The sequence below is a fragment of the Sphingobacterium bovisgrunnientis genome (genome assembly GCF_009829085.1).
Classification (GTDB): domain Bacteria; phylum Bacteroidota; class Bacteroidia; order Sphingobacteriales; family Sphingobacteriaceae; genus Sphingobacterium; species Sphingobacterium bovisgrunnientis.
In genome coordinates this window covers 17,460-32,444 of the sequence record NZ_WUQY01000037.1, presented here as the reverse complement: position 1 = coordinate 32,444, position 14,985 = coordinate 17,460, and the positions used below count along the sequence as shown (strand labels likewise).

General features: G+C 36.4%; 13 protein-coding genes. 6 read left to right on the top strand and 7 right to left on the bottom strand.

Annotated features, from left to right (window positions below):
* Positions 1-303: 303 nt before the first annotated feature.
* The 6 genes from GOQ16_RS14825 (at position 304) to GOQ16_RS14800 (ending at position 6,437) form a co-directional block, all read left to right on the top strand.
* Positions 304-1,473: a dicarboxylate/amino acid:cation symporter gene (locus tag GOQ16_RS14825; RefSeq protein WP_160070002.1), complete on the top strand. Its 1,170-nt coding sequence runs from the start codon at positions 304-306 to the stop codon at positions 1,471-1,473.
* Positions 1,474-1,595: 122 nt separating this feature from the next.
* Complete coding sequence (locus GOQ16_RS14820) at positions 1,596-2,228, top strand: helix-turn-helix domain-containing protein (protein WP_160070001.1); 633 nt, start codon at positions 1,596-1,598, stop codon at positions 2,226-2,228.
* A 79-nt stretch (positions 2,229-2,307) separates the two neighbouring features.
* Positions 2,308-3,201, top strand: coding sequence for a DUF6607 family protein (locus GOQ16_RS14815; RefSeq protein WP_160070000.1), 894 nt, complete (start codon positions 2,308-2,310; stop codon positions 3,199-3,201).
* A gap of 89 nt (positions 3,202-3,290) precedes the next feature.
* Positions 3,291-5,414, top strand: a complete 2,124-nt coding sequence (locus GOQ16_RS14810) for a TonB-dependent receptor plug domain-containing protein (protein ID WP_160069999.1) — start codon at positions 3,291-3,293, stop codon at positions 5,412-5,414.
* A 70-nt stretch (positions 5,415-5,484) separates the two neighbouring features.
* Positions 5,485-5,790: an HmuY family protein gene (locus GOQ16_RS14805; protein ID WP_160069998.1), complete on the top strand. Its 306-nt coding sequence runs from the start codon at positions 5,485-5,487 to the stop codon at positions 5,788-5,790.
* Positions 5,775-6,437, top strand: a complete 663-nt coding sequence (locus tag GOQ16_RS14800; RefSeq protein ID WP_160069997.1) for an HmuY family protein — start codon at positions 5,775-5,777, stop codon at positions 6,435-6,437. Before GOQ16_RS14805 ends, GOQ16_RS14800 begins: the two co-directional genes overlap by 16 nt.
* Before the next feature lie 42 nt (positions 6,438-6,479).
* On the opposite strand, the gene GOQ16_RS14795 is transcribed toward GOQ16_RS14800, so the two are convergent.
* The 7 genes from GOQ16_RS14795 to GOQ16_RS14765 all read right to left on the bottom strand — a co-directional run bounded on the left by GOQ16_RS14795 (position 6,480) and on the right by GOQ16_RS14765 (position 14,965).
* The gene (locus tag GOQ16_RS14795) at positions 6,480-7,175 is read right to left on the bottom strand and encodes an ABC transporter ATP-binding protein (protein ID WP_160069996.1); all 696 of its coding nucleotides are present in this window, start codon (positions 7,173-7,175) and stop codon (positions 6,480-6,482) included.
* 19 nt (positions 7,176-7,194) lie between these two features.
* Positions 7,195-8,673, bottom strand: a complete 1,479-nt coding sequence (locus GOQ16_RS14790) for a DUF5687 family protein (protein ID WP_160069995.1) — start codon at positions 8,671-8,673, stop codon at positions 7,195-7,197.
* Between the two features lie 161 nt (positions 8,674-8,834).
* Positions 8,835-10,151: a group II intron reverse transcriptase/maturase gene (gene ltrA / locus GOQ16_RS14785; protein ID WP_160069994.1), complete on the bottom strand. Its 1,317-nt coding sequence runs from the start codon at positions 10,149-10,151 to the stop codon at positions 8,835-8,837.
* Positions 10,152-10,725: 574 nt separating this feature from the next.
* Entirely contained in the window at positions 10,726-12,360 is a 1,635-nt protein-coding gene (gene pruA, locus GOQ16_RS14780) for an L-glutamate gamma-semialdehyde dehydrogenase (RefSeq protein WP_160069993.1), read from the bottom strand.
* Positions 12,361-12,754: 394 nt separating this feature from the next.
* Positions 12,755-13,624, bottom strand: coding sequence for an AraC family transcriptional regulator (locus GOQ16_RS14775; protein ID WP_160069992.1), 870 nt, complete (start codon positions 13,622-13,624; stop codon positions 12,755-12,757).
* A gap of 9 nt (positions 13,625-13,633) precedes the next feature.
* On the bottom strand, positions 13,634-14,212 hold the full coding sequence (msrA, locus tag GOQ16_RS14770; RefSeq protein WP_240141057.1) for a peptide-methionine (S)-S-oxide reductase MsrA: 579 nt from the start codon (positions 14,210-14,212) through the stop codon (positions 13,634-13,636).
* Positions 14,213-14,356: 144 nt separating this feature from the next.
* A complete protein-coding gene (locus GOQ16_RS14765) occupies positions 14,357-14,965 on the bottom strand; it encodes a superoxide dismutase (protein WP_160069990.1) in 609 nt (202 codons plus the stop codon).
* Between the last annotated feature and the right edge of the window lie 20 nt (positions 14,966-14,985).

The following is a 14,985-nucleotide window of genomic DNA, read 5'->3' as shown; positions in this document are numbered from 1 at the left end:
AGATCTGTTGCCGACACTTGTATTAAGAACTCACAATCTGTCCTCGATGCTTTCTACAGCATTGCTATTCTATAGTATCTGAGTGGTTACAAAAAAACTTAAAAAGAAATTATTTTAAACAGGAAAAACAACCTTTATTTCAAAAAAATATAAAAACATATCGCAAAACAACAATAAACAATCATTTGACATGACAATAAAAATGACATGCAAAGAAACACAAATACAATAATCATAACTTACCAACAAGTTGATTCACCCATTACTCAAGTGATTTTATAATTATATTTAGTACTTTAGGACATGAAAAAAATATTTGATAATCTACTTTTTCGTGTTGTCATCGCAATATCTCTAGGAATTCTATTAGGCAGTATAATACCTGAATCAATTGGAAACATTTCCGCCACTTTCAACGGATTATTTGACCAATTATTGAAATTTCTTATTCCCTTAATCATTGTCGGCCTTATCATTCCTGCAATTGCAAAATTGGGAAATACAGCAGGAAAAATGTTGATTACCACAGTAGCAATAGCCTATGGATCCACATTATTTTCCGGATTTTCGACCTATTTCGCTAGTATGACATTCTTTCCATCGTTTATTGAGAACCAATCTGTAGCGGCAGTAGAAGAAGGAAGTAAAAGTTTGACACCATATTTTACACTCGAAATACCACCTTTCTTTGATGTAATGGGTGCTTTGGTTTTCGCATTTTTAATAGGAATTGGGTTATCACGTCTTCAAAATTCCAAATTGGCAGAAATTACCTATGACTTCGAGAATATCATTTCCTTTATCATAGAAAAAGTGATTATCCCATTATTACCCTTATTTATCTTCGGTATATTCTTGGATATGACCTATTCTGGTAAAGTGCTATTGATATTAAATGTTTTTGTCAAAATAATCGGATTCATATTCGCCCTGCATATCATTTTGTTGTTGATTCAATACATCATAGCAGGTGCAATCACCAAAAAAAATCCATTCAAACTCTTGGCAACCATGATGCCCGCTTATTTTACGGCCTTGGGAACACAATCTTCAGCAGCCACAATACCCGTTACCTTAGCACAAGCGAAAAAAGCAGGTGTTTCGGAAAATATAGCCTCATTTGTCATCCCATTGTGTGCTACCATTCACTTAGCAGGAAGCACATTGAAGATTGTGGCTTGTGTGATTGCTTTAATGTTGATGCAAGGAATGCCGATTGAGTTTGGTCAAATGGCTGGATTTATCTGTATGCTGGGTGTAACGATGATCGCTGCACCAGGTGTTCCAGGTGGAGCTATTATGGCAGCATTAGGAATTATTACATCAATGTTGGGTTTTGATGCCCAAAATCAAGCCTTGATAATTTCATTATATATTGCTATGGATAGCTTTGGTACAGCGTGTAATGTAACTGGAGATGGGGCTATAGCGATTGTAGTTGACAAATTATTTGGTAAAAAAGAAGTCGCTTAGACATAAATATTAGTACTCTGTAAAGGTGATTTGAAAATAAATCACCATTTTCTTTGATTAGCTCTATTTTTATTCAGTCTAAATAAATACATTTGCGATTGTATTATAATCAATAATGTAATATGATCAGTGGAATTATCAGAAAGACGGATTCAGAAAAAATATGTATAATCGTAAACTGTGAACAGTACAATATATCGGAATCAACCATTGAAGTATTGGAAATTCCACTTGAATACATAAATCATTTAGCTATTGAACACTTGAAATTTGAAACATCAATTTATTTTAAAGGAGATGGAGAAATTCTTGTGTTGTTTTTAGACCTCCTATCCTTACAACACGACTCCAATGTATTGAGTAAAATAAAATTTAATATTTTAATCCATAAATTTTTCGAGAAAATAATTGTTCAGAGTGGGAAAAATGAACTTACAGAAGAACAGGTTGCTGAATTAAAAGAGTACATTGAAACTCACCTGCACGAAACACTTAAAATTCAAGATTTAGCCAAGATTATTGGAATAAATCAGCAATATCTCAAAATAAGATTCAAGAATACATATGGTATTACGGTACACGAATACATCATCAACCAGCGTTTAGAAAAAGCAAAAGATTTGATAAAAGACTCACACTATTCTCTCCAAGAAATCGCGTTAAAAATTGGTTATTCCTCATTGAGCAGCTTCAGTCAAGCTTTCAAACATAAATTTGGTAAATCTCCTCTATCCTTCAAAATTTCCAATAACTAAAATTGATTTTCTGATTTCAAAAACAGACTCCTTAAATAATATTCTATACTTGTATATTATTTTTAATTAGTCTAAATAAATGAAAAAATTATTCTCTGTAATTCTACTAGCATTGGCTTGCAACTATAGCAATGCCCAACAAGCAAAAGATGCGCAAACAATCAAATCAATGTGTGGATGCTATGAAGTGAAATTTGCGTCTGCCGAGACATTCAGTTATCCACAAAACAAAGATGAATACGAGGCATCGCAAACCAAACACGAAACAGCTTTGGAATGGATTACGCCTATTATTACTAACGATAATTATGTTTCATTACAGCATTTGCTAATCGTGAGCGATAAAATGATTATCAAACATTGGAGACAAGATTGGGTATTCGAAAATCAAGATCAGTGGACTTATAGCGGATTTAATGGGGTAGATTATTCGCAAAAAACAAAGGATGCTGTCAAAGGACAATGGTCACAACAAGTCTTTGAAGTTGACGATACACCACGCTACATGGGAAGTGCGACTTGGACTAATTTGGATGGAAGAACATTTTGGCAGAATACAGCGGATGCTCCCCTGCCTAGACGTGAGTACTCCAAACGCTCTGACTACAATATTTTGAAACGTACAAATATCCACGAAATAATTTCGTCTGGCTGGATTCACAACCAAGACAATGCGAAAATCATTCGCGAAAATGACAAAGCTGATTATGTATTAGCAGAAGAAAAAGGCTACAATACGTACACAAAAGTAGATGATAATAAATGTGTAGCTGCACAGAAATATTGGGCCGAAAACGAAAAACTTTGGGAAAAAGTAAGAAGTAAATGGAACAAAGAATTGGCTAAAAAGAAAGATTTAAGATTTCACAAAAAAGTAGATAACAGAGCACTTTACTCGTATTTATTCGAACTTCCGAACATTGCAACTCAACAAGAAGTAGACACTATAATTGACAAATTCATCATTCAATAATAGCATAATTCTGCAATTCTATTCTCTCTCTTAATGGTTGGTGTACGTAAAGTATACCAATCATTTTCAACACATTTTTATTAAAAAACATGTCACGAATAATAGTCTTAATTACATTATCGAATGTACTCTGTTTGGCGTTGTTTCCTACTACTATTTTTTCACAAAAGGCTCAATCGACTACACATGCGAATAGTATAAGCGATACTATTAATCATCGTGTACAGAAGGACATTTGTCTCGAACAAGTTGTCGTAACTGGACAATATAAGCCACAATCGATATCCAAATCTGTCTATAATCTACGTACTATTTCCTCGGATCAGATTAAATCTAGAGCTGCAACGAATATTCAACAATTACTTAATACGCAGCCGGGAATTCGTTTCAGTAGTGATTTGACTTTGGGTGTATCCGATATCGAATTAATGGGTATGAGTGGTAGAAATGTTAAGATTCTTGTGGATGGCTATCCGATGTTGGATCGCTCAGACACGCGCGAAAGTTTGAATCAAATCGATGTTAATATGATCGAAAGAATTGAAATTGTGGAAGGTCCAATGTCCGTTATTTATGGCTCAGATGCTTTAGCTGGCGTAATAAATATTATTACCAAAAGTCCTAAAAACTCGAAATACAGCGTATTCGCAAAGGTACAAGAAGAGACTGTAGGCAATGAATACGACTTTCATCAAGGTAAAGGAATACACCAGAAGAGTGTTGGTATAAATTGGAGAAAAGAAAATATCTATGCCGATGCCACTGTTTCGTCGAACCAATTTGGAGGATGGAATTTACCTTCAAAATCTGCATTTATACAAGAAGTGAATGCGATTAGCAATAAATGGAAACCCAAAGATCAATATCTAGGAAATATTAAGCTAGGCTATAAAAACGATAAAATTCATATTTGGTATAGAACATTCGCGATGCATGAAGATATCGATTCCCGATATGGTATAAACCCCAATACTTACTTGGCAAAACTGCAAACTTACCGCACCAATCGTTATAATCACCAAATCAGTAGCAATTGGCTGATTTCCGAAAAATTTGGTTTGGAGGTGTCTGCTGCTTACACGGATTTATCACGTAAGACTATTACCACTATTCATGATTACAACTCAAACACATCTACATTATCCACTGAAAAAGGAGAACAAGATTTAGCAGAATTCAACACGCTATTCCTGAGACCTACATTACAACACTATTTAAGCGAAAAACTAACTTTTCAATACGGTTTAGAATTCAACAAAGATGCGGGCACAGGTGCGCGTATAAAAGGAAGACCACATATTCAAGATATGGCTGCATTTATTAGTTCGGAGTATAAACCTTTGACGAAGTTGACAATACGACCTGGAGTTCGTTTTCTAAAAAATTCCGTGTATGATGCTCCTAAATTTGTTCCTGCTTTAAATACTAAATTTGACATCACAAGAAATTTGAATCTCCGTCTGAGCTACGCCAAAGGCTATCGTGCTCCGGCATTACGAGAATTGTATTTTGATTTTGTAGATGCTAGTCATGCCATCATTGGAAATGAAAATTTAAAAGCGGAGACATCCAACAGTTGGAATGGTACAGTTTCCTATCAAAAGTTTCATGCCGCAAATAATCAGCTACATAAAGTAAACTTATCATCTTTCTACAATGTTTTCAATGATAGAATTGATTATGCTATTGATAGCGCAAATCCATCTATCACTACCCTTTTGAATATTGACACATACAAATCTGCTGGTTTCACATGGGACAATAGTATCAATTTTGCTCAGCTCAAAACTACTTTAGGCTTTTCCTACATAGGTCGCTACAATAGACTTTCAGAAAATTTGAATACTGTAAATGAATTTTCTTGGACACCTGAAATCTTTGGCGAGTTAACTTATCTATTGCAGAAATCAAAAACTTCACTGAATCTTTTTGTAAAACATTCAGGAAAAAGACCGAGCTACCAGTTAAGCAATAGCGATGTCAACACAGCCCAATTGGTCAAATTGGATGGAATGACTATTGCCGATGCAATGATCAATCAACCGGTACTAAAATATCTTATAGTGAATTTTGGTGTAAAAAACCTTTTCAACGTCACAACTCTTAATAGCACACAAACTGTTTCATCCGGCGCACACAGCAGTTCAAATGGCGTAAGCACGAATTATGGACGCTCGTTTGTGTTGGGCTTAACCTATAATATGACTAAATAACCACAACTAAAAAAATAACAATATGATTAAAATTAATACGCTTTTAGCAACAAGTATAGTTGTTATATCTATGGTATCATGCAGTAAAAGTGATACTGAACCTATCATAGTCATTCCTCCGTCTTCAGGTAGTATATTGACATTGAATGGTCTTATTTCAAATGAAGCAGGTTCTTCTGCAGGTAACAGTGTGTATGTGGATCTCAGTTCGGATATACAAACTCCTATAACAAGAGATAGCTGGGACTTAGGATTTTATAGTGGCTCCGATTTTAGGGTAATTTTAAATAATTCGGTAAGTGCTGCCGCAACAGTTACAGCCAAAAATAGCTTAACTGAGGTTGGAGAAGCGGATACACTTTGGAATCTACAGTAATACCAGCAATTTTAAATATTGACACAGAAAATAAAGTCATTATTCTAAATAGAGGAACTGGTGGCGGAGTCGCGAAACGTCCTTGGATAAAACTAAAAATTAGTAAAAGTTCAAATGGCGGCTATACATTACAATATGGTACGATCAAACAAACCACGAACTTCAAATCTGTACAAGTTTCAAAAGATGAAGCCTATAATTTCAAATACATCTCATTAAATGCTGGATCTGAAGTGAAAGTAGAGCCTAAAAAAGACGAATGGGATTTCGTATGGGGATATTCTGTTTACCAAACATCATTTGGACCATCCGGACTAGTAGCATACAATTTCTCAGATTTAGTGTTTAGCAATATACATGCTAAAACAGAAATTGCTGAAATTTTAACTACAGAAAATTTCAAATATGATACCTTCAAGTCTTCTGATTTAACAAATCCAATAGTAAAATTCAGTAAAAATAGAGATGTTATAGGAGCTAATTGGAGGGTCACTACAGGTACAACTGCTGGAGTAAAAACAGATAGATTCTACGTAGTCAAAGACTCAAAAGGAAATAACTACAAGTTGAAATTCAACAGCTTTGGCGCAGGTAATGATGGAGGAACTCGTGGAAAACCAGTAATTCAATACGAATTACTAAAATAAAATATTAAGGCTTCGAGTGATTCTCGAAGCCTTAATATTTTATTACACCGAAAATAGCGTATTCAACTCTTCCAAAGTTTCTGCTGAGGTTTGGATATCTTTTATCACTTTGCCTTTTTCTAAAGCGATAATACGATCTGAAATTTCTACAGTATGAGACAAATCGTGACTTGAAATCAGAATTGTAACTTCCCTATTCTGAATCAAATCACGAATAAGTTTTTTCAATCTAAACTGCGAACTCGGATCAAGATTGGCAAAAGGTTCATCTAATATTATGAGTTCTGGATTGCCAATTAAAGCACCTATAATACCTACTTTTTTCTGATTCCCTTTGGAAAGATCACGTATGTATTTATTTTTATGCAAAACTTCTCCATTGAAAAACTCTTCGTATTGCGCTACAAAAGTATCTATCTCTTCCTTCCCTATATTACTCAATTCCCCAACGAAATAGAAATATTCTTCTGGTGTCAAATAACCAATCAGAAAAGAATCATCAACAAATGATCCGGTAAAATCTTTCCAACGATCACTTGCATGGACATTTATTTCATTGATACGAATTTCACCCGAACTTGCTTGTATCAAATCCAATAAAAGGCTAAACAATGTCGTTTTTCCTGCGCCATTATTGCCGACAAGACCTACACTTTCTCCTCTTTTGATTTCGATATGTTCGATATCAAGTACCTTAACTCCGTTATATTCTTTTGACAAATTATGTATAGTAATCATTTTTCTAAGTTTTAGCTAATTATCCTCTTTGTTTAAAACCTTCTAACATTTTGTAACGATTGCTCATATACATCTCTACGAGACCGTTGATAATTACTTTTCGTAGTAATAATCCCACCAAGCCAAATCCAATAAGTACAAAATTCGCAGTATGTTCATCTACAAAAGTTTTTATAGAAAACCATATTACAATTGGAATAATGAGGAGCGGTATACTTACCAACCATTGTGCAGCACCTATCCCTTGATAATTAAACATATTGCCATTCGATAGATCAATATATTTGCGGTTGTACGCACCAAAAGCCAATAAAATTGGAATATTTACACCTGCGTTATAAATCGCACAAGATACGTTCAGAAACATTTTATCCCAACCAAAATACACATAAGGCGTGCTCAAAATCGTTAAAATAAGAATAGACCCATACATCAACAAAGCTTTTGCTTCCAAGTAATTTTTCATCGTGACGGGCCTTGTTTGGAACAATGGAAAATAAGAGCTATCCCATGCAGGAATAAACTGTCCAAAATTGATGATGAACATTCCCGTCATAAAGATACCCACAAAAACAAGCATAGTTGAATCTTCGTATTGTGGATTGGTATAAAACAATAGACCATACAGCAAAAATCCTAAACTAACGTAGAGTGCTGTCTTCGCACGCTTATTGCGCCACAACAATTTTAAATCCAACTGAAGAAATGGTCCCAAATCACCGAAACGATTTGTCCAACTTAAATCCGAAGCTTGATACGTTTTTTGTTTACTATCCAAATAGGCATCTAAATATAAATTCGCTCGTACATCTTTGAACGTCAACAAATAACTCAACACGACTATACCCAAAGGTAGTAGTCCTACTATTGGATAATTTAAAATCAAATTAAAGAAACTTCCAAATAAATTCGTGATGGAAAAAATCCCAAAATGCTCCAATGCATATAACGCTAAGCATAGAACAATAAATGGAACCAGTGCTTTTAAATTAGTAGAAAACCTACGTTGCACCCAAAAGTTGAGGTAATTAATCGTCAACACGAATCCCATTAATCCTATTAACCACGACAATAAAGAAAATATAGAATAGTCTGTATTTACTATGCAGATACTAATAAAGGGTACCGCTGTAACTAATGTCAACAGATTATAGAATGAAAACAATGATTTCGCGAGTAGTACATGAACGATTTTTTGGCGTTCAACACGCTGTGTTAGCAAAGACTTTGCATTTATTACTGGTAGATTTTGTAACACAAACCGCAGCATAAATTCAAATAACAACCACAGCAAGAGGAAATTATTGACAAATAAAATAGGTTCTTCGTTTGGATATAATTCTTGTATCGCGAAGTAAAGTCCAAAGCCAAGAAGTATAAATATTGCTAAAAAATATATCCCCAAGAATCCTAAAAAAAACTTGACTGCCAAACCTTTTCCCACATTCGCCGATCTAAAAAATGATTTCCATTCTAATCGAAGCAATTTTAAAAACATATAAAGATGTATTACGGGTGAATTGATTGATATACTAAACTAATATTTTAAACTGATAATATAGAAATTTTGTCTTAAAAAAATCGGATAGGAGGAACGGGATTAATTCCCGTTCCGACCTTCCACAGCACCGCACGTACCGTTCGGTATACGGCGCTTCCCTAAGTTGTAACACAAACTCGCTTGTATTCTGCCAGTAAAGATGGGTATCCCAGGTGTTTAAGATAGTCGTTGGAAAGGGTTGTTGTCAGTATCCAGCTTTTTGCTGTGTGCCAGTAACTTTTCCTTGTGTTGGCCCATTCATACGCCTTGTACTTACTCACGCCTAGTTGCACCAGGTTCGTGATTTTAGTCTTGATTCGTTTCCATTGTTTCCATTTGACCATACGTAACCTACGACGGTACCATTTATCCATATCCCGGAGACTACTACCCATGTCCGCGAGTTTAAAGTAGTGCATCCAGCCTGTGAGGTATTCCCTCAAGTAGAGAATTCGCTGTTCATCGCTCCAACCTCGACTGCGGCCCGTTAGTCCTTTAATCCTAGCTTTCATCTTCCCTAGACTTTTAGGGTGAATACGTAAGCGCGACTCCCCTCTGTAATTGTAGAAACTATAGCCTAGAAATTTAATCTTGGATACATGACGAACGACGCTTTTCTCTTTATTGACTTTAAGCATCAGCTTACCTTCAACAAATTTTGTGATCGATTCCATAACCCGTGAGGCACTCCGTTTACTACGACAAAGTATCATAAGGTCATCAGCGTAACGTACAAATTTGTGTCCTCGAGATTCCAGTTCTTTGTCCAGTTCATCAAGCATAATATTGCTCAAAAGTGGGCTTAGTAGGCCTCCTTGAGGTACACCTTCTGTAGTTACTTTAGTCCTTCCGTTTATTTCTACACCTGCTCTCAAGTATCGATGGATAAGTGAGATCAGTCTTCCATCTTTGATCGTGCGTGATAATAATTCAATCAGTTTACTGTGATTCATGTGATTCACCGTATCGAAGAACTTCTCTAAGTCCATGTCTACGGAATAATTATACCCCTGTTGAATGTATGCCTTGCATTTGAGAAGCGCTTGATGCGCGTTGCGACCCGGACGAAAACCATAGCTGTGGTCACTGAATTCAGGTTCGTAGATTGGTGTCAGGATTTCACTAATGCCCTGCTGGATGAGCCGATCAACTACTGTTGGGATGCCCAGCATTCGCGTTGACCCATTGTCTTTAGGAATTTCAACACGTCTTACTGCAGAAGGGTAGTAACTCCCTTGTTTGATGGATGTTAAAAGTTTCTCCTTATGCTCTCTAAGATAATCCACAAGGGATTCGACGCCCATCTTATCGATACCTCCAGCACCACCATTACCGACAACTTGTACATAGGCAGCATTTAGGTTCTGACGGTCAAGAAGTTGTTCTAACAGTTCATCTACTCGTGTGTTTGTGTCTGTGAGGTTCTTTTCAATCATCCTAATAAAAGTCTGCCCTCCCACATAGCATTCGGGTTCCGCCCTATTCTTTTGTGACCAGGTTGATAAACGTTACCAATTTTCTGCATTCTTCCTCTCATTAGGTAATTCTCATGTATTGATCACTAACTTAAGGTTCATTCCTTCCTTGCTTTGCCGTAAGCAAGTACTACGAAATCGGCTGACTTCTCACAGCTAGCTTTACTCCTTGCTTCTGAAAAAAAAACTTCCACAAGTCTGTGAGATCTCCCCGGGTAAGAACGATAACTTTCATCTCATGTGTCTGCTACATTTACCTTGATGCTTCTGTACAGTATAGGACTTTAGTTTGTGTTGCAACCTCATCCAGCATCGTAGGCCTTATATGTAGTTTCTGTCCGTCAGACCGAGAATTTGCCTGAGGCTTCCTTCAGATTCCACCTCACGGTGGACACCCTTGCCTTCGGCTAACACTTCCAACTGTAATGGCGTGTTCGGGACTTGCACCCTAGAGTTATCGCCCATGCCGGGCACACCAAAAAAAGCTCCGAGAAAATCTCGAAGCTTTACAACCTAATCAACCATCTAATATATATTATTCTTCAGATAAAAATGGATATCTATAATCCGTATCTGGAGTAAATGTTTCTTTAATCGTACGTGGAGAAACCCAACGTAATAAGTTGATCATCGAACCCGCTTTATCGTTTGTACCAGAACCTCTCGCTCCGCCGAATGGTTGTTGACCAACGACTGCTCCTGTACATTTATCGTTGATGTAGAAATTACCTGCAGCGTTGCGTAATGCATGTGTAGCTTGGTCGATAGCGTAACGATCTTGTGCGATAATGGATCCTGTCAACGCATAAATCGACGTAGAATCAACTAATTTCAATGTTTCTTCGAATTTCTCGTCCTCGTAAACATAGATAGTTAATACAGGGCCAAACAATTCTTCTGATAATGTTTCGTAATCAGGAGTCTTCGCCAAGATAACTGTTGGGTGAATGAAATAACCTTTTGATTTATCATATTCACCACCAATTACCACCTCTGCATCAGCAGATTCTTTCGCTCTGTGGACATATTTTGTGATTTTGTCAAAAGCTTTCTCATCAATAACGGCATTGATGAAGTTAGAGAAATCTTCTGTCCCACCGATTTTGAATGATTTGATATCCGCTTCCATCAAGTCTTTTAAATCACCCCATAATGATTTTGGAATGTAAGCACGTGAAGCAGCCGAACATTTTTGTCCTTGGAATTCGAAAGCACCACGAACTAAAGCTGTATTCAATACTTTGATATCTGCTGAAGAATGTGCTACGATAAAATCCTTACCACCTGTCTCTCCTACGATACGTGGATAAGTTTTGTACAAATGAATATTCTCGCCAATAGTTTTCCAAATATCTTGGAATACACCTGTAGAACCTGTAAAGTGGATACCCGCGAAATCTGGATGTTTGAAAATAACATCACCAGCGTCAGGACCAGAAACATATACTAAGTTGATAACACCGTCAGGAAGACCAGCTTCTTTGAAGATTTGCATCAATACATTAGCTGAATAAATCTGTGTGTTCGATGGTTTCCATACAACCACATTACCCATCATCGCCACACATGTAGGCAAGTTACCCGCAATCGCTGTAAAGTTGAATGGTGTCAAAGCAAAAACAAAACCTTCTAAAGGACGTTGCTCTAATCGGTTCCATATACCTTTGCTATTTGCTGGAGGTTGTTGTTGGTATATTTCAGACATGTATTTTACGTTGAAACGTAAGAAATCAATGATTTCACATGCTGAATCGATTTCAGCTTGATAAGGGTTTTTCGATTGACCCAACATCGTAGCCGCATTTAATTTATAACGGTATTTTGTAGAGATTAACTCTGCAGCTTTCAAGAAAATAGCAGCACGTTGCTCCCAAGGAAGATTTTCCCAATCATTTTTAGCAGCCAAAGCCGCATTGATTGCATCCGTGACATGTTGTTTTGTACCTTGAGAATAATAACCCAATACATGTTGGTGATCGTGCGGAGGTGTAAGTTTTGCTTTATTCTCCGTGCGAACTTCTTCCGAACCAATGTACATTGGAACATCAATTTCTTGCGCTCTTGCTTCAGCAATTGCAGCTTTCAATAATGCGCGCTCATTGGTACCTGGAGCGTATGAATATACGGGCTCGTTAATTGGAGCCGGAACATTGAAAAATCCTTTTAACATAATCGTATTTATTTGATGTAAATTTACATAGAAAGCCTTAAGAGCGCTTTACCCTATTTATCCATCAATAAACATATTCTATCATTTCAATAGATAAGTTATTGGATTTTATCGAATTGCAAGCTAATTTAAGTTAAAAAAGTAAATTTAAAAGTAAAAACCGCTATCTAAAAATACGTAGTATGTATTTGTCACTTCGACAGAGAAGTCTATGAAGAGACTAGAAGTAGAAAATAAGAAATTAAAATCCTCATGTCTTTAGATTTCTCACTTTGCTACGCTTCGTTCGAAATGAAAGTATAATTAATTATTCCGAAGTTAGGAGGATTCTCTTATTATTTTATGAAGCTTTGAATTTCGCGCTTTCTTGAATCAAAAGTTTAAATTGCTAAACTTACATCTCTACGCTATGCGCTTGAATATATTTTTTAGGAGACATTTTAGTTATCGCTTTGAAAACGCGATTGAAATGTACAATATTGTTAAAGCCAACTTGAAAAGCCGCTTCAGCAATATTTTCTGATTTATTGTTTAATAAGATTTGACACGCTTTCTCAATACGGACTTCATTCAAAAAAGTGATGTATGTTTTCATCGTATGCTTCTTAAAAAATTTACAAAACGAAGTTGGCGTCATATGCACTAGTGAAGCCACTTGATCCACAGAAATATCTTCTTGATATTTGTCGAAAGTATATTTGTAAACCTGAGAGATGCGTACACCATCTTTGTCCGAATAACTCATATCACGCACACCAGAATACAATGAAACCGCATCATGACGGTGTTGCGTCAGAGCGTGTAACAGTTGCAAAAATTCTGTAAAACGTGGCATCCCCGTCTTTACCATGAGATTGGTAAAGAAATGCATCATAGATTCGGAAATCGAACGATCCAACATTTTTGAGGTATGCAATTCATTCAAATAATCGCGCACTGACTCAAATTCCGGAATGTGATATAATTTTTTCATCCGCTCGAGATTCACAAAGATGTGAATGGCGTGAATGTCTCCTTTCTCCTCTTCTGCTTCAACTTCACGGTCAAACATGTGCGGTTCATTAGGCTTTAATACAAAAATATCACCCGACTGAAAAGACTGCATGACATTACCGACCATTATCGTTCCTTTACCACGCAGGATATAAGTCACCTGCGCCTCATCATGGCGATGATAATAATTATAAAAATTTTCCTTTTTATCCTCTAAAACAGCAAAAACACCTTCGCCGTAAACAGAAACGGTAAATTGAATCGGTTTCATGCGTCGAATCTACTTCTTCTTTAGTTTATTCGCGAACACTTTCTTCACTTTTTCTACTTTTGGACGAGCTACCAATTGGCAATACATCTCATTTGGATTGTTGTTGTAATAATTTTGGTGGTAATCTTCTGCCTGATAAAATATGTCTGCAAATTCGATAGTCGTAACAATAGGTCTTTCAAAAGCACCTGATTTATTTAGCTCTTCGATGTAATAACGAGATTTCTCATCCTGCACTTTGTTCACAGGAAATATTGCTGAACGATATTGTGTGCCCACATCATTTCCTTGACGGTTTAATTGCGTAGGATCGTGCATCGTAAAGAATACTTCCAACAATTCATCAAAAGTAATTTTCGTCGTGTCATAAGTTACCTTTACCGCTTCTGCATGTCCAGTATTTCCTGTACTGATTTGCGCGTAGGTTGGATTTTCTGTGTGCCCGCCAATATATCCTGAGACCACCGTGTCTACACCTTCCAACAACAATAATGGTGCTTCTACACACCAAAAACACCCACCCGCTAAGATGGCTACTTCTCTATTTTCCATTTGACTTCTTTCTACTTTTACGTATTCCTTATGCATTTTCGATTTGCTTCGACAAGAAAAGGCGCTGCATAAAAATATACTTAATATGATAAAACTAAATGATTTCATACTACCTCCAATTTAAACAATAAAGGCGACATACTAAGATGTCGCCTTCAAATCTTGTATAAGATATACAAATTATTTAGCTGCTGCGTAATTTGCTGCAACTGCATCCCAATTGATAACATTGAAGATTGCATCTAAATAAGCTGGACGTTTGTTTTGATACTTTAAGTAGTATGCGTGCTCCCACACATCAATACCCAAGATAGGCGAACCCTTTACTTCTGCTACATCCATCAATGGATTATCTTGATTTGGTGTAGAAGTAACCGCTAATTTACCATCAGCTGTAACGATCAACCAAGACCAACCCGAACCAAAACGGGTAGCACCAGCGTTTTGTAATTGTGTTTTTAATTCTGCGAAAGAACCGAAAGTTGCATTAATAGCATCAGCTAATTCACCTGTAGGCTCACCACCTGCATTTGGACCTAAGATAGACCAAAACAATTTGTGGTTATAGTGACCACCACCATTATTACGAACAGCAGCAGGGTATTTACTAATATTTGCCAAGATATCTTCTAATGAAGCATTTTCTGCGTCCGTACCAGCAATAGCTTTGTTCAAATTATCTACATAAGCTTGGTGGTGACGATCGTGATGGATTTCCATCGTATCTTTATCAATATGAGGTTCTAATGCGTCATTTGCGTATGGTAACGCTTCTAATTCAAATGCCATAGTTACTTAATTTTAAATTA

What these genes read in the sequence shown, in the direction of transcription:
- GOQ16_RS14795 (WP_160069996.1), bottom strand. Translation starts at nt 7,175, where the DNA reads ATGATTACTATACATAATTTGTCAAAAGAATATAACGGAGTTAAGGTA.
- GOQ16_RS14815 (WP_160070000.1), top strand. Translation starts at nt 2,308, where the DNA reads ATGAAAAAATTATTCTCTGTAATTCTACTAGCATTGGCTTGCAACTAT.
- GOQ16_RS14790 (WP_160069995.1), bottom strand. Translation starts at nt 8,673, where the DNA reads ATGTTTTTAAAATTGCTTCGATTAGAATGGAAATCATTTTTTAGATCG.
- GOQ16_RS14775 (WP_160069992.1), bottom strand. Translation starts at nt 13,624, where the DNA reads ATGAAACCGATTCAATTTACCGTTTCTGTTTACGGCGAAGGTGTTTTT.
- GOQ16_RS14810 (WP_160069999.1), top strand. Translation starts at nt 3,291, where the DNA reads ATGTCACGAATAATAGTCTTAATTACATTATCGAATGTACTCTGTTTG.
- GOQ16_RS14820 (WP_160070001.1), top strand. Translation starts at nt 1,596, where the DNA reads ATGATCAGTGGAATTATCAGAAAGACGGATTCAGAAAAAATATGTATA.
- msrA (WP_240141057.1), bottom strand. Translation starts at nt 14,212, where the DNA reads ATGCATAAGGAATACGTAAAAGTAGAAAGAAGTCAAATGGAAAATAGA.
- GOQ16_RS14765 (WP_160069990.1), bottom strand. Translation starts at nt 14,965, where the DNA reads ATGGCATTTGAATTAGAAGCGTTACCATACGCAAATGACGCATTAGAA.
- pruA (WP_160069993.1), bottom strand. Translation starts at nt 12,360, where the DNA reads ATGTTAAAAGGATTTTTCAATGTTCCGGCTCCAATTAACGAGCCCGTA.
- GOQ16_RS14825 (WP_160070002.1), top strand. Translation starts at nt 304, where the DNA reads ATGAAAAAAATATTTGATAATCTACTTTTTCGTGTTGTCATCGCAATA.
- GOQ16_RS14805 (WP_160069998.1), top strand. Translation starts at nt 5,485, where the DNA reads ATGGTATCATGCAGTAAAAGTGATACTGAACCTATCATAGTCATTCCT.
- ltrA (WP_160069994.1), bottom strand. Translation starts at nt 10,151, where the DNA reads ATGATTGAAAAGAACCTCACAGACACAAACACACGAGTAGATGAACTG.